A 20,941-nucleotide genomic window follows, 5' to 3' on the forward strand; every position below is an offset into this window, starting at 1 on the left:
GTTTTATTTACTTTCTTCTATTCCCTCAGCTTCTTTTACATCTTCTTTTGAATCTTTTGCTGATTTTTTAAACTCACGTATTGTGTCTCCAAAGGCTTTCCCAATCTCAGGTAACTTTTTAGGACCAAATATTAAAAATCCAACAACTAATATAACTAATATTTCTGTACCACCTAATCTTCCAAACATACTCACACCTCCTTAATATTCTAATATTCCTGAATTTTGTAGTATTAAAATAGCTTCTTGTGCTGCTCCAAATGGACATATCCATGAGCAGTATAAATTTCCCCTGTTATTCAAATACCAGTACTTGCTCTAATTATATAAATTGATTTTTCTACATAATGATTTAAAAATAAGAGTAGAATTGTTTAATTGTTCAGTTTTATAAATATTTAAATTTGTTAAAAAATTAGTAAACTCCCCTTTTAATTTTAGTTTGTAATAATTTTTTTACAATTGACTTTGACTATTGTCACTCCAAGTGACTATAGTCACTAAGATAAACATATACTATAATGTAATTAAGGTATTATTAAAAAATAATTATTAAAGAACCCATTTCTTGAGTTTTATTTGTAAATTCATGCATTTAATTGTAGCTAATTGTAGTAATGATTTTTCTATACTAAGGAATAAGGAGGTTATTATGAAAGAAATAAATTATTATTTTGAAATTGGACCATACCTAAAAAATCTTAGAGAAAAGAAAAATATAACTAGATCTGAACTTGCTGAGGGTATCTGTTCTGTTTCATACATCACACGAATAGAAAATGGAGATCGATGTCCCACTTCAGTTATTTTAAGACAAATAACCCATAAGTTAGGTATCACTTCTGAAGATATGTTTAGAGCAATAGAGTCGCCAAACTCCTTATATGTAAAGGAAATCATAAATAAAATATTTCGTTATGTTGAACGTTATGATTATAGAAGCATGTATGAATTAATTACTAAGGAAGAACAAAATCTTGATGTTCTTTCAATTCATGATAATCAAATAATACAAATAGTAAAACATTGCAGTAAGGCTATCTTAGATAAGAATTATCAATATGGAATTAATGAAACAAAAAAAATATTGAAACTTACTTATATTAAAGAAAGTACTCCTACAGATATAGAATTCATACTGATGAGTCTTCATGGCCTTTTTCTTTTATTAAACAACCAATCAGAAGATGCATATAATCACTTACTTAATATAGAAAAATATATAGATAATATTAGATTTGTTCATTCTTATGTTGCATTCTCAAGATTTTATGTATATTTGATATTAGCATGTCTTGATATGTCTAAATTAAATAAAGCTCATTCGTATATTGATTATGCCATTAATTACTGCAAAAATTATAATACTCATATTATTTTAAGAGAATTTTATTTCCTAAAAGCTGAATTATATTATCGATTAGGAAAAGAAAAAGAGTTTGAAATATGGTACAATAAATCAATTACTCTTCATGAGTTAATTAAAAGTTGTGATGATGACTATTTCATTACATTTATGAATTTCAGATTAAAAAAACTAAAAACTAGCTAAAAATAAATTTAGCTAGCTTTTATATATTGTTTATTTATAACATTATCTATTTATGTTCAGTTGTAACCTTACTCACCTTCTTTTTAGGTGCTAAACGATGTGCAATTATTGCAAAAACTACTGCTAATCCGCCAAAAATCAATATTCCCATGTTGGCTGCTCTAACTTCATTCTCTAAATATGAATCATATGTCCATAATATTGTAAAGGCAACTGTTAAAGATGATAATACAACAAATGTATAACTTCCTTTGTTAAATCTACCAACCTCTTTTAATTTCTTATAAAAATATGTTATAGCAGCGAATGATACTGCTCCAGCAACAAACCATGCTAATTGATGTAAACCTAATACCCATTTAAATAAGCTAACTATTGTATGCATATATGCCCCTCCTCTTTAAATCTTGTTCCAGAAATCATTAACGGCATCTATTAAGTATTTAGATTCTATACGTTCCTCTGGGTCTACAGGACCACCATATCCAAACCATTCATCAAGAGAACGTAATAATGATTTAAATGGAGTTAATGTCATTAATTTTGATAAATCATGATGCCACTCATCAATCTTATTGTATGGACAAACTGCAATACATGTGGAACATCCAGCTTCATTGTAATTCCAGTATGAGAAACATCTTTCACCATTACAGTACCATTTTTCAACCTCAGTAATATTTGATATAGATACTTTACCTGTATCAAATTCCATTCCTTCTTTAAGAACTTTTGATGGTTCACAAGAAATAGCTCTTCCAGGACAAGCATCCGCACATTTCATACAAACATTACAGAACTCTCTTACTCCAAATGTCTTTGGTTTATCTGGATGTATTTCTAAATCTGTATATATTTTAGCTAAACGTACACGAGGTCCATACTTTTCTGTAACTATCATTCCCATTCTACTACCTTCACCAAGACCTGCTTCAATTGCTAATGGAACTGATAAAGCTGTATCATTTCCACATGGAAGAGCTTTATAACCTAACTCTCTTAAGAAAGTAGCCACTTTGTGTGTTACTTCTGCCATCGTGGAATAACTCATTTGTACTGTTGTATTTGCAACATATGATGGTGCAGCTTTAAAGGCATCATAATCCATTTCAAATGCCATAACTATTATGGATTTTGGTTCAAATCCTGCTTTTTTCACGATATCTGACTTCTCTACGTTTGCACCAAATGTTTCGTACTCACCCTTTTGTAATTTTATTGGATCAAAATATAAATATTCTTTTCTACCATCTGGCATAGTAAAAAGTTTGGTTTTTGGAGTTGCCCACTCAGTATATGTCCATCTTTTTGTTCTTTCATTATATGGTACAATCCCTACCAAATCAGCTCCTAAAAATTTAGTAGCTTTCTTAACATACTTAGCAGCATCTTTTGCATCTTTGAATTTATACTGTTGTTTACCCTGCTTTAACATTTTATCAACCTTTGAATTATCCCAAGAATACAAACCTTGAACAAAAACAGGCGTATCACTCATTCTTTCTTTAGTCATAGGATTAATTGAGTATGTTTGCATAGGAGAATCAGTAGCTCCTAACTTACCTCCTCCCCCAAAGTGTTTATCAACACTAGCACATGCTATTGATAAGGCAATCTCCACTTGCCTATACCCAATTTTGTTCGGATCATGTGTTCTTCCCTTTAAGACTCCAGATTGTATTCCAAAATAATTTATAAGCGCAGCAGGAATAGTGTTAAACTCTTTTGCATATGTTTTTTGGATATATTCATCCTCAAAAGGTTCATTATCCCAAAACCCACGTATAAACATACAATTTTGGAAACTAAATCCTTTGAAGTCTTTTGTAACTTCAGCAGGGAAATCATCTTGTTCTTTTGCAATATCCAATGCCATAACTTTCTTAGGGTTTGATGCAATAGCCGCTCCTGCTACTGCAGTTGAAACTCCAGCTACTCCAGTAGCTTTTAAAAATTCACGTCTATTCATATATTAGCCTCCTTTAGTTTTCCTTAATGCTTTCCATTTCAACAGCTTCTTTTATTTCATCTTCTGTTGCTTTTGCTGATTTTTTAAACTCACGTATTGTATCTCCAAAAGATTTTCCAATCTCAGGTAACTTCTTAGGCCCAAATATTAAAAAACCAACAACTAATATAACAATTAATTCTGTTCCACCTAATCTTCCAAACATACTCTCACCTCCCCTAATCTTCTAGTATCCCTATATTTTCAAGTATTTAAATAGCCAATTGCTTATATAAAAATTACGAAATAAAATTGATTATGATTATTTTCTTCATATGCTTAAAAATCAGAAGTGAATTATTTATTTAGCTTAAATATATTTGTTAAAAAATTAGTAAAGTACTCTTTTAATTTTAGTTATTAATTATTTTTTTACAATTGATTGTGACCATAGTCCCTCTAGAGGGACTATTGTCCCACCATGTGACTATAGTCTCTTAGCTGTGGATATACTATAATGTAATAAAGGTCTTACCCCTAAAAATCCTTAAGGAACCTATTTTTGCGTTTACATTTGTGAACTTATATATTGAATTATTGATAATTATAGAAATCTATTTTCTAGACTATGGAATAAGGAGAATATTATGAAAGAAATAAATTATTATTTTGAAATTGGGCCATACCTAAAAACACTTAGAGAAAAGAAAAATATGACTAGATCTCAACTTGCTGAGGGTATATGTTCTGTTTCATACATCGCTCGAATTGAAAATGGAAACCGCTGTCCGAGTTCAGTTATTTTGAGACAAATAACACAAAAGTTAGGCATTACTCCAGAGCATCTGTTTAGAGCAATTGAATCTCCTAAAGCCTTACATGTACAAGAAGTTTTAAATCAAATATTTCTTTATGCTGAACGATATGATTTTTTTAATATTTATAAATTAATAGATGCAGAAGAAAAAAATCTTGATATTCTCTCCATTCATGATTTACAAATAATACAGACGGTGAAATATTCTAGCAAGGCTATCATGAATAATAATTATGACTACGGGATTAATGAAATAAAAAAAATATTGAACCTTACTTATATTGAAGAAAGTAACCCTACTGATATTGAATTCATACTGATGAGTCTTCATGGATTTTTTCTTTTATTAAATAACCAAAAAGAAGAAGCATATAATCATTTAAGTACTATAAAAAAATATATAGACGATATTAAATTTCTTCATACCCCTGTTATGATACCAAGATTTTATGTGTTTTTTATTTCAACATGCATTGACACCTCAAATTTATATGAAGCCCTTTCACATATTGATTATGCAATTGATTTCTGTAAAAAATATAATACTCATATTATTTTAAGAGAATTATATTTTTTAAAGGGTGAATTATACTATCATCTTAATAATGAAGATGAATTCAAAATTTGGTATGATAAATCACTAATAATGCATGAGTTATGTAAAATTTCTGACACCGATTATTTTATTACATTTATGGAAAGTAGATTAAAAAAATTAAAAGGAGCTGCCTCAAAATAGAAGTTCTATTTTGAGACAGCCCCATACTATTTTAAAAAGCCCATTCTCGGCGTCATTAAGGCTCTCTTCGATGCTCGAGCACTACTTGTACACTCTGCTACTCATTCACCTTGTTCCTTGCTCTTGGGCTTTTTCAACGTTTGAAACTCTGAAGATAAAAAACAGAGTAAAACAATATATTGTGAGTGTATTTAATTATTTAACTGTGCTTTTTTCTTCTTTTTTTCATTTACTTTACATAAGAGTATACTGAATTCATAAAGTAGTGCTAAAGGAATTAATGCAATCCCCATAGATACCGGTTCAGGAGGGGTTAAAAATGCACAAACAATTAACAGTGCAAAATAAGCATATTTTCGAATAACAACTAGTAATTGAGAACTTAAAATACCAATATAAGAAAGTATAAAAACTAACATTGGCATCTGGAATATGAGTCCAAAATATAACATCATTTTACTTAAAAAATCAATATAAGTATTAGCCCCCATAACAATTGTCAAATTAGAGTTTCCTGCAAGTTGCTGAGAAAACCTAACATAATATGGAACAAGTACAAAATAAGAAAATGATATTCCTAAAATAAATAGAATAAATATCATTGGAATGTATTTATATACAAATCTTCTTTCTTTTTTTGTTAAAGCTGGTCTCATAAATAGCCATAGTTCTATAATAATATATGGAAACGCTACAATGAAAGCTGCAATTGATGCAACTTTAAGAGATAATAATAGAGGGTCTGTAATATTAAATACATTTAAATCTACATCTACCACTTTAGATGTTAAGGTTATAAAATCAAGAATTTGTGGAACGAACATAAAAGCAGCCGCTAATACAATAATAAAAACTATTAGTACTCTTATAAATCGTTTTCGCAACTCTTTTAAATGATCCATAAATTTTTCATCATGCTGTTTCATATTGTTCACCTACTTTTGATTATTGTGGCTTTACCCCTATGTGTAAAGCTGCAGCGCCTCCTGCATAAGATTTTACTTTCACATGGGCAAACCCTACTTTTTTAAATAAGCTTTTTAATTCTCCTTTACTTAAGAATTTTTCAGTAGAATCATTTAGCCATTGATATTCTTTTTTATGTTTTGAAAATAATTGCCCCATTGTTGGCATAATATATTTGAAATATAACCAGTATAGCTGTTTATAAACTGGTATTGTAGGATGAGATGTATCTAAACATACAACTTTCCCTCCTGGCTTTACAACACGCATCATTTCACTAATAACCTGTTCATAATCTGGAGTATTTCTTAATCCAAATCCTATGGTTACATTGTTAAATGTATTAGCTTCAAAAGGTAACTCCATAGCATTTCCATGTACAAATTCAACATTATCTAACATACGTATTTCCTTTTTATATTCTGCTACAGATAACATATTCTCTGAAAAATCCAACCCAATAACTGATATTCTTGCATTAGGTTCCTTTGATAACATAATGCTAAAATCACCTGTGCCACAACACACATCCAATATCTTAGAGTCATCTCCTATGTTAAGGTATTTTATTGTATTTTTCTTCCATATCTTGTGCATGTTAAAACTAATAATATTATTTAATTTATCATAATCATTTGATATAGTCTGAAATACCTCGTATACTTTTCCTTCTTTATTAAACTGTTTCTTCGTCATATTATTATATACCTACCTTAAAAATGATTGATATTAATAAACCAATAATTACAGCTAAGTGATACTTTAATCCTACCTTACCTATAAGCCCCATAGTTCTACCTTTTGTATGAACACTCTTCTCATATGATAAAAAAATAGTTATAGAATTATAAGGAAATATTAAAAGAACAGTAGCACAAACAAGTATTGGATAAATACCTATCAACAATAATACAACTGTTAAAATAAGTATCAGTATCACACTAAAAATCCACAGTTTCTCAGCATTTCTTCTTCCTATTAGTATAGGTAATGTTTTTCTACCTGCCTCTCTGTCCCCTTCTAAATCACTCAAATTATTAGAAAGTAAAATAGTTCCTATATATAAAGTAGTAGGAATCGCCACTAACACTGTACTTAAATCGAAAATGCCTGATTGAATATAAATTACCGTTGTTGTAATACCAATACCCATGGTTACTCCAGATACAATTTCGCCTATTGGAGTATAAGAAATAGGTAATGGTCCAGATGCATATAAAATCGCTATAATTCCTCCGGTAATACCTACTAGTAAAATATAATAGCTTGTTTGGCTTCCAACAAAAATCCCAATCATTAAAGCTATAAATTCAAATAAGATTATAATAAATAAAACCTGTTTTGGTGTAATCTCGCCACTTACAAGTGCTTTTTCATCAACTTTATCTTCACCATCTGCGCCACGCTTAAAATCAAAATAATCATTTGTCATATTAGTACCACTTTGAATCAGTATCATGGCAATCATTAATAATACAAGATAAACAACATTACACTGTCCATAGGCATACCATGAATAAATTGACCCTAATAATACTGGAATAACTCCTGCAACAAGAGTTTTTATATCCATAAGTTTGATTATAGACCTAATACTCATGTTATCTCACTCCCTTTATAATTGCATTTGAAACAGTCACATATGATATCAATACATTGTTTTCATCAATCATTTCAATATTCCAAACATGTGACATCCTTCCCTTATGCATAAGCTTTCCTCTTGCTATAATATTTCCTTCGATTTTTTTTGGTTTCATATGATTTGCTGTAACACTTTGACCTACTGCTAATTCATCATCGTTTATTATTTGAATTGAAGCATATCCTGCAATAGTTTCTCCAAAAGCTATTGTTGCTCCTCCATTTAAGTAACCATAGGTGTTGTCGTGAAATTTTGTTAATTTCATTTTAGCTTCAAGCTGATTATTATTTACCTTAATATATTCAATATTTAAGCTTTCAATTAAGTTCATTCTATTCACCACCTATTATCTTATAATCAATTGTATAATCCTTTATTGTATCCTCATCAATTTCTACACCTAACCCATACCCTTCTGGTACAATAATAATTCCATTTTCAGCGGTAATTTCTGGTGTTATAAGATCTTTTTCAAAGTAACGCTTTGATGGTGATAAATCTCCAGGTATATAAGTATCTTTGAGGCTTGCTAAATGAACATGTAGCATTTTTGATATACCACTTTCAAGCATACTTCCAATCCAATATTCAATATTGTTTTTTCTACATAGTTTTATCATTTCCCTTGCATAATACAAGCCACCAACACGTCCGACTTTTATGTTTACTACTTTTAAAACCTTTAACTTAATTGCTGTATTTAAATCCTCAATAGTTTGTATACTCTCATCCAAACATATAGGAGTTTTCATTTCTTCTTGAAGTTTCTTATATGCTTGAAAATCTCCTGAATATAAAGGTTCTTCTATACAAAGTAAATTGAGTTCATCAATTTTTTTCAACATTGGTATTTGACCATTCTTAAAACTTCTATTGGCATCTGCTAATAGTTGAATATGAGGGAATTTTTCTCTGATAGCCCTTAACTTATTTAATCCATCTTCCGGTTTAATCTTTATTTTAAAACGTTTATAACCATGTTTTATATAAAGATTGATTTGTTCGATAAGGCTTTCAACATCCAAATCTCCTAATGCAATTCCACCATATATGCTATCATTAGTCTCTTCATTAAAAACAACATCCATAATTGATTTTTTTTGTCTTCTAGCATATAAATCCACAAGAGCATTTTCTAAACCTGCAAGTGCCATAGGATAAATGGGATCGCTCCAAAGATGTATGTGAAATGGATGTTCCATATCCTTATTAATTACATTTGGAATATAAACATTTTTTAATATATCTTTAGAATACGTCAGTGTTTCATCTGTATAAAATGGTTCATTAAATGCAACTACTTCACCATATCCTATATTACCTAGTTCATCAATTGCTTTTATAATAATTGTCTCTCGATGCTTTAAAGTAGTTTGTGATGATTTGAAGGTAAACTTCAAGGGCATTTTAATATGAAAAAGTTCTATTTTTTCAATTCTCATTTAATATACCTCTATTACGGCAAGTTCAAATAAATAACAATTCAGTATACTCGTCTATTTTGCAAACTACTTCATCCTCGGAACCCACTGAGAGAACCACTATCAGTCCAACTCGACCTATTTTCCAAAATATACTTCGCATCTTTGACTTGTTATTTATTTTCACATGCCTAGATTTTTTTTTAATATTTTGCCTGATGTATTCTTTGGAAGACTCTCTAGATAAATAATTTTTTTCGGAAGTTTATATTTTGCTAATTTATCTGAGAGATATTTTATTATTTCTTCTTCATTTAAAGAAGAAACAACATAAAGCACAGGAACTTGTCCCCACTTATCATCTTTCTTTCCAACAACTGCACATTCATTTATTTTGGGATGAGCATATAAAATATTCTCAATCTCTTTTGGATAAATATTTTCCCCACCAGATATAATTATGTTCTTGCGGCGGTCTAGTATATATAAAAATCCCTCTTCATCAAGATACCCTACATCCTGAGTATTAAAACAACCTACTATTTTCTCTTTTCCAATATAGCTATCCATCAACATTGGACTTTTAATTAAAACTTCACCTATACCATTTTCATCTGCCTCTTTAATTAGAATATCTACTCCATGAAGTGGCAACCCTACTGACTCAATTTTATTTGGATAATTCAATACTGAAAAAGTTGTTGACTGACTGGTTGTCTCTGTCATTCCATAAGTTTTATATATAGGAATATCTTTTTCTATACTTTTTTTAACCAAAGGTTTGGGAATAAATTCACCACCCACTAATACAACACGTAAATTATGATTCTCAATTCTATTAACAATTCTATTTAACATTGTTGGTACAACTGATATCATATTGATTTTACAGCTTTCTAGTAGTTTTAGTACTTCTTCTTCATGGAATTTTTCTACTATTGTAATCTGTGTTCCATTGTATAAACTTCTTATTAGTATAGCTAATCCACCAATATGAAACATAGGTAACACAACAAGCCAATTATCTTCATCTGTTACACCCAAACTTTTTTGAGATGCTTTAACATGAGAGTGAAATTGTTTCCATCTAATAGGTACAGATTTAAATTCCCCTGTTGTAGCACTTGTGTTCATAATAACCGCCACTTTTTCTTCATTGAACTCTTCCTCTAGATTTACATGTGTCCCTTCACTCTCATACACTTCACTGAAAGATATAAATTTATTATCATAAGAAAATACACAATTAATTTTTAATGCTATTAATTGCTTTCTTATCTCCTCATCTGATAGTCGTATATTCAACATTAGCACTTCTTTTCCTAAAGCTTGAAGTGCTAAAAAGAACAATGCCATATGAACAGAGTTGTTTGAATAAATAGCAACCCTGGTCTCATTCTTTACATATGAAGAAAGTTTTCTAGCTAATTCTATTACACGCTGATAAACTTCTCTAAAAGTCATATCATTAATAAATTTTTTATTAGGCCTTTCAAATTTATGTTTTCTAAGCCACTCCATACAATCACCTTTTAATATAAAACATTATTTTTTATGGATATTTAGGGAACTTCCCAAAGTTAGGTTTTCTTTTTTCTTTAAATGCATCTCTTCCTTCTTTTGCTTCCTCAGTTGTATAATATAATAATGTTGCATCTCCAGCTAATTGCTGTAATCCAGCTAATCCATCTGTATCTGCATTAAATGAAGCTTTTAAGAAACGAAGTGCCGTAGGTGAATGCTGTAAAATTTCTTGAGCCCATTTCACTGTTTCTTCTTCTAATTTTTCAAATGGTACCACTGTATTTACTAATCCCATATCAAGGGCTTCTTTTGCAGTATATTGACGACACAAATACCAAATTTCACGTGCTTTCTTATGACCAATAATACGTGCTAAATATCCTGCACCATATCCAGCATCAAAAGAACCTACCTTTGGTCCTGTTTGTCCAAATATTGCATTTTCAGAAGCGATTGTTAAATCACATACTATGTGAAGTACATGTCCTCCCCCAATTGCAAATCCATTAACCATTGCTATAACTGGTTTAGGAGTAACACGAATTAAACGCTGTAAATCTAATACATTTAAACGTGGAATCTGGTCTTCACCTACATACCCTCCATGTCCACGTACCTTCTGATCTCCACCTGAACAAAATGCTTCTTTATCTTGACCTTGTCCATGATTTGCACCTGTTAAAACAATTACTCCTACTCTTTCATCTTCACGAGCTATTGTGAAAGCATCTATTAATTCCATTACTGTTCTCGGACGGAATGCATTACGCACTTCCGGTCGATTAATTGTAATCTTTCCAATTCCATCATATGTTTCATATGTTATATCTTCATAATTACGATCTAGCTTTTCCCAAGAAAACTTACTCATATTTAACACTCCTTTTATTCTATAAGATTTTATAATACCTACTTTATAATAAGAATTCACTTAACATTTTATTAAACTTATCAGGATTTTCTATATGTGTGTTATGTCCTACACCACATATTGTTTTATGTTTTACATTAAAATTTAACTTTTGAAACTCATTGCCCATCTCTTTGTATTTTTTATCATATTCTCCACTGATAAATAATACTGGCATAGTTAAATTTACTATTTCGTCTTTTAAACAAGGAAAACTTCCTTGCCCTGTATATAACAGTGTATTTGAAAGTGCATGTGTTTCATTGGATAGCCTTCTTTTACTTATATCATTCTTAATATTTTCAGGTAAATTTTTTTGTGATTCAAAAATACTTAAATTGGACCAAAAGTCATTAAACCACTCTATTCCTTTTTCTCTTATACTCTTGGCTAATTCAAAATCTTTATTTCTCCGCTTTAATCGATTTCTGAAATCACATTCACCATATGATGAACTTTCTAAAATCAGTTGAGTAATTTCATTTTGGTAAGATAATGCATAGGCTAATGCTATCCGCCCACCCATGGAATAGCCTACCATTGAATATTTTTCAAAGCCTAATTCTTGAATAAGCTTATTAAAATGCTTTATCATTACTTTCAAATCATAATATTCACTGGAATACGGCTTATCACTATTCCCATGCCCAATAAGGTCTATCAAAATCAGTTTATATCCTTTTAATTCAAGTAACTTCCATGTATTTAGATTTTCAGAAAACCCATGGAGACAAATAATTGGCTTTCCTTCTCCTTTTATATGAATATGATATTTAATATTTTCAATTTCTATAAACATAATGACATCCTATAATTTTGTATATTTATCATGTAACTCTTTGCTTAACTGTGAATCAGTTTTTACTTCAATTAGCTTTATTCCTTTTAAATTTAATGCTTCATTAAAAACATTTTCAAATGACTCATAATCCTGAACTTCATAGTACTTTAAGTCATACAAGGTTTTTATCCCTTGAAAATTTATGCCATGCGGGGTTAAGAATAAATATTCAAAGTGTTTTTCCCTACTTTGTGGTAAATTCCTGAAGATTCCTCCCCCATCATTGTTTAATAACAGTATAATTAAATTTAAATTATGTGTTTTTCCAACTAACAATCCGTTTAAATCATGGTAAAATGATAAATCACCAGTTACCAAAACTGTTGGCTTATTAGATGATGCCACCCCTAATGCTGTTGAAACTATACCCTCAATTCCATTTGCTCCTCTGTTACATAACAACTTGATATTTTGATTTCGTGCTTCAAAAAAGTAATCCACATAACGAATTGACATACTATTTGATACAACTACACGACTTTCTCCTGGCAGCATGTTCTGTACCTTCTGAATCAATTTGCCTTCGAACAAGTTCTTCTCATCTTTAACTTCATTTAATTGTTTACGCATTTTCTTTTGATAATGTACCCACTTATTCAAATATTCTGTGTTAGTATTTTGTATAAAAATAGACTTTGCAAACCATTTTGGAGATGAAATTATAAATTTTTTCGTGGATATTGCAGAATTTCTATATTCAAATATTTCATCTACTTGTATATATAAAACATCTTTATGCATTGACAAAAACTGCTGTATTCTCTTTGATAAAGGAACTTGTCCAAAGTGAATAATAAATTCGGGCTTTAACTCTTTCTTAATGTCATTATTTTTTAGAAATGCATCATAACTATCAATAATTATATCCCTTGAATAATTTCTTAGATTTGAAATTGGATCAGCTAATACTGGTACTTTTAACCGTTCTCCCAACTCCAATACTTCTTCGTAATAGTTTGAGTAAGCATCTCCACCACAAATTATGATCCCTTTTTTATCTTTAAATATTGAACTGTCAACCGTGGACTGTACATTGCCATTTATAAATTCAAATTTATCTTTTTCAAGACCTACAATAAAATCTAATTGCTCCAAATCTGGTATTAATGGTTCTCTAATTGGTACATTAATATGAACCACACCATAAGGTTTTAACATAGAACTACAATACGCTTTTTGCATGACACTACGCACATATCTATACATATTATCTCTTTCTTCTGGTAGCGCTAACTCTTCATAATATTTTGTATAGTCATGAAATATTTTATTTTGATCGATTGTCTGTGGTGCTCCAATACTCCGAAGTTCATGAGGTCGGTCTGCACTTAAAATAATTAATGGTACTCTTGAATATTTAGCTTCAACAATTGCAGGAAAATAATTTGTAACTGCAGAGCCTGAAGTGCAAAGTAATACAACAGCCCTTTCATTTTCTTTTGCAATACCAAGTGCGAAGAAACCCGCTGATCTCTCATCAATATTTATATAAGTTTTAAAATCATGTTCACAAAATAACAAAGCCAGAGGTGTTGAACGGGAACCTGGGCTAATTACAACTTCACGAACACCTAATTGATATAATTCATCAACTAAAGCAGTAAAATAGTTTGTCATTGATTTTTTCCTCTTATCTATAGACTTTCTACAATTGTTTTTAATTTATTTTTAGTTTCAATATATTCATCTTTACAATCTGATTTATCTACCACACCACAACCTGTATAAGCAAAAACTTCATTTCCATCAATAAGTGCAGATCGTATACCCACTACAAATATCCCATATCCATTTCCATCTACAATCCCAATTGGAGAAGCATATAGTCCTCTCTCATGTTTTTCATATTTCTTAATCAATTCTAAAGCAGTATTAGCAGGATATCCTCCTAATGCAGGGGTTGGATGTAGTCGTTTCACCCATTCCAATAATGTACTTTTTTTATCCTTTGCATAAATATTTGTGTGTAGATGATGTAGATTTTTAAGTGTTAAAATTCCTGTCTTATCTACCATAATTTCATTTGTATATTCCTTCATAGTATTAACTATTGAATCAATAACTATTTTATGTTCATGAACATTTTTTGAATCATTCAACAGTATTTCTTTTCGTAATTCATCATCTTTCTCACTACGAGAAATTGTACCTGCTAGAGCATAACTTAAAATATTATTTTTCTCTTTTTGAAGCAATACTTCAGGTGTTGCACCTAAAAAAGTCTTTCCATTCTTATAATAGGCAAATATAAAACTATTAGGATTTTTCTCCATAAGATTTTGAAGTACACTTTCTACATTTACACAAGTATCACATTGTATTTTAACTTCTCTAGAAATAACAACTTTATTTACTTTTTTTGTTGATATTCCTTTATCTACAGCAGAAAATAATTGTTTCCAATCTTCATAGTCATCATTTGAGTATTTATAAGAATGTTTGGAAATTTTAATCTGTATATTTTCAATTTCAACTGAATCTTTAAAGTAATATAGTGTTTGCTCTCCATCCTTTTCAACAAAATAATATTCAAATGCAATAGTTTCATTACCAAGTCCCGACCATTTTTTATCTTTGATTAAATTAAAAAATGTCCTAGATGAAAAGGCATATAAACATTTCTTTAACTCTTCTTTACTTGAGATAGTTTTTAAGTGTTTAGCCCCCATAATGAACTCTTTTTTTAATGGGTTATAAAATAAAAAACGTTCTTCATTTTTAAAATGATTCCAGAATGAAAGTGGATTATCTAATTTAATTTGTTTCTTTCCATATTCCAAATTTACCAACCTCCAATCTAAAGAACAAATGACCAAATAAATTATTAGGTCATTTGTTAAACATTCATTATATAATCCATTAGTTCATATAGATTTTGCTTATATTCAGAATCCTGAAGTCCGCTAATTGCTTCCTTTGCCTTTGAAGAAAACTCACGAGCATCATCCATAGTAACATGCTTTAGTGTTTCAGGATCATCATCTTCAAAATCATCCTTTATTTGATATGCCATTCCAAAATTCAAACCAAAGCTTTCCATATTCTGTACATCATTTTCTGAAGCCCCTGCTAATATTGCTCCCAATTTACAACATATACTCATAAATAAAGCAGTTTTACCCTCAATAATTCTGAAATATTTTTCACGGTCAATATTTCCCTTAGCTTGCTCAATCTCAGCCACACACATTTTGTAACTAAGTGATGCAATGTCTTGTGAGTATTTTACTGGAAACAAATTAGAAACTATAGAATATGCATAAGCAAATAAAGTATCTCCTGCTAATACCGCTAATTTATTACCAAATGTATTATTTAGTGTTTTCTGTCCTCGTCTAGTCATATCTTCATCTATTATGTCATCATGTACTAAACTTGCACTGTGTAATAGTTCAAATGCCAATGCTAACTGTATTACATCATTCTCTTCCATATCTACTTGTCCATTTTTAACTGCTCCAGCAGATAAAAATGTTAATGCTGGGCGAAGATGTTTCCCAGAATTTTTAAAGAAATATTCGAATAATTCACTAACATCAGGAACCCCAGCATTAATTGCAAGATTATTTAGTTCATATTTGAGCTTCGTTATTTTTGGGTCGATTGGTTTATAAATATCATTCAATTTCAATCTACTATCCCACACTTTCATATTTTTTTAGTTGATTTTTTATCTTAATAATGTATTTGTTATTTATTTGTCATTTAAATTTTATCTATTATACTGCTTATTATCAATGTTTCTTGACTATTGTCACATCGAGTCGACCATTGTAATAATAGGTAGTTATAAAAATAATGCCCTGTTAAATAAAAATCTAACAGAGGCATTAAAATTTATATTATCTAAAATGTGGTTTGTGGTTTTAATTATTAATTAATCAATATCTAAGTAATTCTTCTTCACGAAACCGATATTATTCCATGTTTTCTTTAGACTAGGTAATACATAATAATCTAATCCTAAACTCTTTCCTGCTCCACCCATTAAAGCTACAGCACCAATTACATACCATAATATCTCTGAAGAGAATCCCCCTGAAATACAAAGCATTATTGCCATAACAATAGATGTAACCGCTGAAAGGCTAGTAAATAATCCTGTAATTAACAATAAACCAATAACTACTTCTCCTGTTGCAATACCAGCTGGATTATTAAGCCCATGTTGTAACCATTGGTGCCCTATAAATATTCTTAAAGGTACTAACCAAAACTTTTGATAAGACTTAGTTAAGTGCCCACCAATTAAACTTCTGTTATCCTTTACATGGAATATTTCATGTGATATATATGAACAACACTTACTAATTCCTGCTACCTGTAAAAAGTATACTAAGTTAATAAAATGCTTTATAAACATAGCCATGAATCCTGTAACTCCGACCATTTTTCCAGGGAACCCAACAGTAGCAACTCCGTATTGTCCACCTATACATACCATACATCCGTGGAATGTTGGTTTATAAGATTTCTTTTCCTTACCTTTTATATCAGCATAAATATTATTAGCAACAAGTGGTGCAGAATGCTCTGCGTTCTCAACCATTTGGGGTACTGGTCTTTCTTGTCCCTCTACGATATAGAATATATTATCTCCTACAACATAAACATTTTCGTGATCCACTGATTGAAGCTTGTCATTAGTTACTATTCTTTTTCTTCCATTTTGTTGAACATCCACATTACCCATCAGTTCAGAACCTTCAACTCCAGCAGCCCAAACTATTGTGTTTGATTCAATAGTTCCTTTATCTCCTAATGTAACAGATTCCTTTGAAACCTCAGTGATTTTTGCTCCTGTAATGATTTCAACTTCCAATTTTTCAAGTCGCTTTTCAGCCTTCTTAATTAAATTATCAGATAAAATTGGTAGAATCTTAGGCATTGCATCTACAACATATAGCTTAACTTCTTCCTTGTCTATGCAGAATTTCTTACAAAGTCTCTCTTTGTATTCTCCTAATTCACCAACCAATTCAATACCAGTAAATCCACCACCTACAACAACAAATGTAAGCATTTTCCTTCTCTTCTCTTTGTCTGTTTCCTTTATTGCTTCTCTAAACATATGAAGGATATGTGCTTTCAAATTAACAGCATCATCATATTCCCATAATTTCTTAGTGTATTCCTCTACCCCTGGAATTCCAAAGAACGTAGGTCTTGATCCTGTACCAACTACTAAGTAATCATAATCATATTTCTTATTTTCTGATTTTAATACTTTCTTATCAAAATCGATGTTCTTTATGTGATCTAATACAACATTTACTTTTCTGCCTGCAAATATTTTCTTTAGATCAATTCTGATAGACTCCTCTGAAACTCTTTCAGCCACAACCTCATGAAGTTCTGTACGCATAGTGTGGTATGGATTTTTATCAATAAGAGTAATTTCTACATTACTATCATTTTTGAATTTATTAGCTAGCTTTTTAGCTGTTAATAAACCACCATATCCACCACCAAGGAGCACAATTTTCTTCTTCTTATTCATCTACTCACTCCTCAACATAAAATCTTTTAAAACAAACCAATTTCAAAATAATTGAACATATTATACTTTACTCTAGCTGTAATCTTATCAGAAGAAAATTACCTTTCAAAGGTTTCTTGACTATTGTCACAACGAACTACCTATTGTCATTACATACAGTTTTGAGTTTATATACAAAAAAGAAGATTTTCTTTTAGTAAGAAAATCTTCTTTCTTTATAATAAACGATATTTTAATAGTTTATCATGCAACTTAAATTTATTCTTCTATCAATCTCATACGATAAGCCCCTATAGCCGTTTCACTAAGCTTTTCTATAAGCTTAGAATTAACATATGCTCCTACAAGAGCACCTATCCCGGGAAGCATTTGTAAAAGTTTAGCCAAATCAATATAATCTCTATACTCTAATTGAAATTTTCTCCAGTCAAAAGAATCAATATCCTCGGGTAATGTTTTTAAATACGCTTCCCAATTTTCCATTTTAGCAAATACCTTATTAACATTTCTCTTACTAGAAAAAGCAAGTTGAAATATATTTAATACATAAATTCTTTCTTTATAATCATTAACATCAAATCCATATATAGCAGCAATATCATAAAGAAATTTAATTTTAATACTCATAAGTAAAGGTAAATCTGTAAGCCCTAATATTATTCCACCAAAACCTGTTCCTGCACCTTCTACCATAGCTGTAGTTTTATATATTTTAGTTTTTTGTTGTACTAATTCTTCTCTTTCTTGAAGGGTCTTATATTTATACGGTGACTTAGTAATATATTTTGAGCCAAATAAAACTGCTTTAGTCATGTTTTTTACAGCCGCAGTTACAATTTCATGATATTTTTCAGGTAAGATACCATTAAATTTATTTTGAATATCCTTTGAAACATTTTCACCTATTGAAGGTTTTTTTCTCATTTTTTTCTTCCATTTATTTAATTCATATTGCGCCAATTCATTATACCAATGAATAGAAATCACCTCCTATAACTTATATTTATTATATGCTTAAAATACAATTTACTCTAATAAAAAAAACTACTATCACATAATTAAATTATTAAATTACTTGTATAAGGATAAAATAACATTGAAAATAAGGAGGTGTTACTAATGAATATGGATACTAGAGATATCCTTATAAAAAAACTTAATGATGCTGAAGAAAATGTACGTGATTATCAAGCTTATTCTGAGAATGTAGATAATGGTGAAGTTGGTAGTGTATTTGGAAAATTTGCTGAAGAATCAGCTATACAAGCTGCAAAATTACAAGAACTATTAGACAAATATGATAACAGATAGAAATCTAAAACATAACAGAGAATTCTTATAAAGAATTCTCTGTTATAATATTAAACATCTTTAAATCACTCAGAAATTCATTAAAACACAATACCCTTGAAGCAGATAATATTATCTTGGCACTATTAAACATCTTTTTATCTTCAGTAACCAATATATATTGTTTATTATTTTCGCAAATACAAATAAGATTATAATCATTTCTAGAAAGTTTATTACCATTTATATAATAAATAAGTTTATTATCATCATGCTTTATAGAAATATTAGGTTTATAAATCTCTGTTGTGCCAACTGCCTCTTCATTGATTATATGACCTAATAATTTTAAAAATTTATCTGAAAGTACTGGCACTCCATTGACTTTTCTAAATTCTTTTATAGATAATTCTGCAGCAATATGATGATAAATCCCAAAATCAACTTCCTGATTTTTTTCTATATCCTCAAACAATTGAGGATATTCATTCCATATTTTTATTACTATATTTGTATCCAATAAGTATTCTTTATTAATCACTGCATTCACCTCTTTATCATAAATAAATTGCTTGTTTAACTAATTATATTGTTAGCAATAATATTTATTAACATTCTTCACTTAAAATTTATTACAACACGGAAAAAAGAGCAGATCATATTAAAAATGACCTGCCTACTTTATTTCTAAAAAATCTAAATCAATCAATGGAATATTTTTTTCAAGTCTTCTTTTAAAATCAGATTTATATTGACTAGCCCATTCAGGTAAATTATTTGCATCAAAACTTCTATGAATAACTATATATATAGTAAATTCTCTTAGTTTTATAAAGTTCTTTAGCTCTTTAAGCCAAAATTTATCTAGTTTATTCTCTACATTATAGCCTTTCATAAAACTACTTAAAAATTCTTTTACAAATGAATTTCTTTTATCTGAATCCATTCCAAAAGCCGTCAAATAGAATATAGCTATGGCAATATCACTGATAAACCATTTATAACTACAGTCATCAAAATCAAATATTGTAATCTTATTATGGTTCACAAAGAAATTCCCAAAATGTATATCTGTATGGATTAAACCATATGAATCAACATCTATTGGTAACGCTTTAAGATATTTTATTAATTCATTATACTTCTCCCAAATATATTTATCTTCTTTTGGTAAAAAGCTTGTACCATCTTGAAATAATATATCCTCATGCCATTCGTATCTTTTAGGAATACCTTCGGTAACTTTATATTTTTTTGTTAAATTATGAAGTTTTCCTATTGCACGACCATATTCAAAACAAAAATCATCACCAATATTTTCTTTAGTTGGTCTGCCTCCCTTGGCTTTTTCATAAGTTGTTACAGTAAAATATGATCCATCACCTACTTTTACGATTTCAACTAACTTCCCTTTAATTGATTTAATGGGCGTTGAAACATCAGCTTTATTCTCTGCTAAAAAATTCACCCAATCTAGTTCAGCTGTAATCATATCATACTCCCGATGATCACTATGTCCTATCCTTAGAATATACTCTTTTTCATTCCGCTTGAATCCATAAACAAAGTTTTCAAACCCACCAATATATGTTACCTCATCTAATTTCAATCCGAAAGCTAATGCACATTTTTCCAATATTTTGTCAGTAAATAACTCTTTAATATGCTTTTCCACTTTTGATTCCCCCATTTCATTCCCTAGTATAAATTTACTTATATAGCTTATTGTACCATTAATAATATCCTATTTACGAGTATATACACTTGAATAAAAACCAACTTTCACAA

General features: G+C 29.7%; 23 protein-coding genes. 3 read left to right on the forward strand and 20 right to left on the reverse strand.

All coding sequences use genetic code 11. The features are described 5' to 3' along the window. Window positions 1-3: 3 nt before the first annotated feature. A complete protein-coding gene (locus KDK92_RS18645; RefSeq protein ID WP_250860903.1) occupies window positions 4-189 on the reverse strand; it encodes a twin-arginine translocase TatA/TatE family subunit in 186 nt (61 codons plus the stop codon). 12 nt (window positions 190-201) lie between these two features. Then, complete coding sequence (locus tag KDK92_RS24930) at window positions 202-303, reverse strand: 4Fe-4S binding protein (protein WP_420852347.1); 102 nt, start codon at window positions 301-303, stop codon at window positions 202-204. Window positions 304-652: 349 nt separating this feature from the next. Between KDK92_RS24930 and KDK92_RS18650 the strand changes: the two genes are divergently transcribed. After that, window positions 653-1,552 (forward strand): helix-turn-helix domain-containing protein, encoded by a 900-nt coding sequence (locus KDK92_RS18650; protein ID WP_250860904.1) that lies wholly within the window; start codon window positions 653-655, stop codon window positions 1,550-1,552. Window positions 1,553-1,598: 46 nt separating this feature from the next. Here the strand turns inward: KDK92_RS18650 and KDK92_RS18655 are convergent, their stop codons facing one another. Genes KDK92_RS18655 through KDK92_RS18665 form a run of 3 tightly spaced genes read right to left on the reverse strand, consistent with a single transcriptional unit; the run spans window position 1,599 to window position 3,726 of the window. After that, the gene (locus tag KDK92_RS18655) at window positions 1,599-1,937 is read right to left on the reverse strand and encodes a hypothetical protein (protein WP_250860905.1); all 339 of its coding nucleotides are present in this window, start codon (window positions 1,935-1,937) and stop codon (window positions 1,599-1,601) included. 15 nt (window positions 1,938-1,952) lie between these two features. Continuing rightward, window positions 1,953-3,521: a reductive dehalogenase gene (locus KDK92_RS18660; RefSeq protein ID WP_250860906.1), complete on the reverse strand. Its 1,569-nt coding sequence runs from the start codon at window positions 3,519-3,521 to the stop codon at window positions 1,953-1,955. 13 nt (window positions 3,522-3,534) lie between these two features. Then, window positions 3,535-3,726, reverse strand: coding sequence for a twin-arginine translocase TatA/TatE family subunit (locus tag KDK92_RS18665; RefSeq protein ID WP_250860907.1), 192 nt, complete (start codon window positions 3,724-3,726; stop codon window positions 3,535-3,537). Window positions 3,727-4,147: 421 nt separating this feature from the next. On the opposite strand from KDK92_RS18665, the gene KDK92_RS18670 reads away from it, so the two are divergent. After that, window positions 4,148-5,056, forward strand: coding sequence for a helix-turn-helix domain-containing protein (locus tag KDK92_RS18670; protein ID WP_250860908.1), 909 nt, complete (start codon window positions 4,148-4,150; stop codon window positions 5,054-5,056). A 191-nt stretch (window positions 5,057-5,247) separates the two neighbouring features. Here KDK92_RS18670 and tatC read toward each other — a convergent pair whose 3' ends face one another. From tatC to KDK92_RS18735, 13 genes are all read right to left on the reverse strand, one after another. Then, entirely contained in the window at window positions 5,248-5,982 is a 735-nt protein-coding gene (tatC, locus tag KDK92_RS18675; protein ID WP_250860909.1) for a twin-arginine translocase subunit TatC, read from the reverse strand. A 19-nt stretch (window positions 5,983-6,001) separates the two neighbouring features. After that, window positions 6,002-6,718 (reverse strand): demethylmenaquinone methyltransferase, encoded by a 717-nt coding sequence (locus KDK92_RS18680; protein ID WP_250860910.1) that lies wholly within the window; start codon window positions 6,716-6,718, stop codon window positions 6,002-6,004. 4 nt (window positions 6,719-6,722) lie between these two features. Then, window positions 6,723-7,622 (reverse strand): prenyltransferase, encoded by a 900-nt coding sequence (locus tag KDK92_RS18685; RefSeq protein ID WP_250860911.1) that lies wholly within the window; start codon window positions 7,620-7,622, stop codon window positions 6,723-6,725. 1 nt (window position 7,623) lies between these two features. Further along, window positions 7,624-7,998: a PaaI family thioesterase gene (locus tag KDK92_RS18690; RefSeq protein ID WP_250860912.1), complete on the reverse strand. Its 375-nt coding sequence runs from the start codon at window positions 7,996-7,998 to the stop codon at window positions 7,624-7,626. A gap of 1 nt (window position 7,999) precedes the next feature. Then, window positions 8,000-9,109: an o-succinylbenzoate synthase gene (menC, locus tag KDK92_RS18695; RefSeq protein ID WP_250860913.1), complete on the reverse strand. Its 1,110-nt coding sequence runs from the start codon at window positions 9,107-9,109 to the stop codon at window positions 8,000-8,002. Between the two features lie 162 nt (window positions 9,110-9,271). Then, on the reverse strand, window positions 9,272-10,609 hold the full coding sequence (menE, locus tag KDK92_RS18700; RefSeq protein ID WP_250860914.1) for an o-succinylbenzoate--CoA ligase: 1,338 nt from the start codon (window positions 10,607-10,609) through the stop codon (window positions 9,272-9,274). A gap of 31 nt (window positions 10,610-10,640) precedes the next feature. Further along, complete coding sequence (menB, locus tag KDK92_RS18705; protein ID WP_250860915.1) at window positions 10,641-11,483, reverse strand: 1,4-dihydroxy-2-naphthoyl-CoA synthase; 843 nt, start codon at window positions 11,481-11,483, stop codon at window positions 10,641-10,643. A gap of 43 nt (window positions 11,484-11,526) precedes the next feature. Beyond that, entirely contained in the window at window positions 11,527-12,321 is a 795-nt protein-coding gene (gene menH / locus KDK92_RS18710; protein ID WP_250860916.1) for a 2-succinyl-6-hydroxy-2,4-cyclohexadiene-1-carboxylate synthase, read from the reverse strand. A gap of 9 nt (window positions 12,322-12,330) precedes the next feature. Continuing rightward, window positions 12,331-13,980, reverse strand: coding sequence for a 2-succinyl-5-enolpyruvyl-6-hydroxy-3-cyclohexene-1-carboxylic-acid synthase (gene menD, locus KDK92_RS18715; protein ID WP_250860917.1), 1,650 nt, complete (start codon window positions 13,978-13,980; stop codon window positions 12,331-12,333). A 17-nt stretch (window positions 13,981-13,997) separates the two neighbouring features. Then, a complete protein-coding gene (locus KDK92_RS18720; protein ID WP_250860918.1) occupies window positions 13,998-15,143 on the reverse strand; it encodes an isochorismate synthase in 1,146 nt (381 codons plus the stop codon). 56 nt (window positions 15,144-15,199) lie between these two features. Then, window positions 15,200-16,015: a polyprenyl synthetase family protein gene (locus KDK92_RS18725; protein ID WP_250860919.1), complete on the reverse strand. Its 816-nt coding sequence runs from the start codon at window positions 16,013-16,015 to the stop codon at window positions 15,200-15,202. A 225-nt stretch (window positions 16,016-16,240) separates the two neighbouring features. After that, window positions 16,241-17,863: an FAD-dependent oxidoreductase gene (locus tag KDK92_RS18730; protein WP_250860920.1), complete on the reverse strand. Its 1,623-nt coding sequence runs from the start codon at window positions 17,861-17,863 to the stop codon at window positions 16,241-16,243. 258 nt (window positions 17,864-18,121) lie between these two features. Beyond that, entirely contained in the window at window positions 18,122-18,841 is a 720-nt protein-coding gene (locus tag KDK92_RS18735) for an EcsC family protein (protein WP_420852350.1), read from the reverse strand. Between the two features lie 141 nt (window positions 18,842-18,982). Between KDK92_RS18735 and KDK92_RS18740 the strand changes: the two genes are divergently transcribed. Beyond that, window positions 18,983-19,174 (forward strand): hypothetical protein, encoded by a 192-nt coding sequence (locus tag KDK92_RS18740; RefSeq protein WP_250860922.1) that lies wholly within the window; start codon window positions 18,983-18,985, stop codon window positions 19,172-19,174. A gap of 25 nt (window positions 19,175-19,199) precedes the next feature. Here the strand turns inward: KDK92_RS18740 and KDK92_RS18745 are convergent, their stop codons facing one another. Continuing rightward, window positions 19,200-19,694 carry a PIN domain-containing protein gene (locus tag KDK92_RS18745; protein WP_250860923.1) on the reverse strand — a complete coding sequence of 165 codons (495 nt, stop codon included), beginning with the start codon at window positions 19,692-19,694 and terminating at the stop codon, window positions 19,200-19,202. Window positions 19,695-19,829: 135 nt separating this feature from the next. Beyond that, window positions 19,830-20,828, reverse strand: coding sequence for a phosphotransferase enzyme family protein (locus tag KDK92_RS18750; protein WP_250860924.1), 999 nt, complete (start codon window positions 20,826-20,828; stop codon window positions 19,830-19,832). Window positions 20,829-20,941 lie beyond the last annotated feature (113 nt).

The sequence above is a fragment of the Oceanirhabdus seepicola genome, from assembly GCF_023684385.1.
Lineage (GTDB): Bacteria > Bacillota > Clostridia > Clostridiales > Clostridiaceae > Oceanirhabdus > Oceanirhabdus seepicola.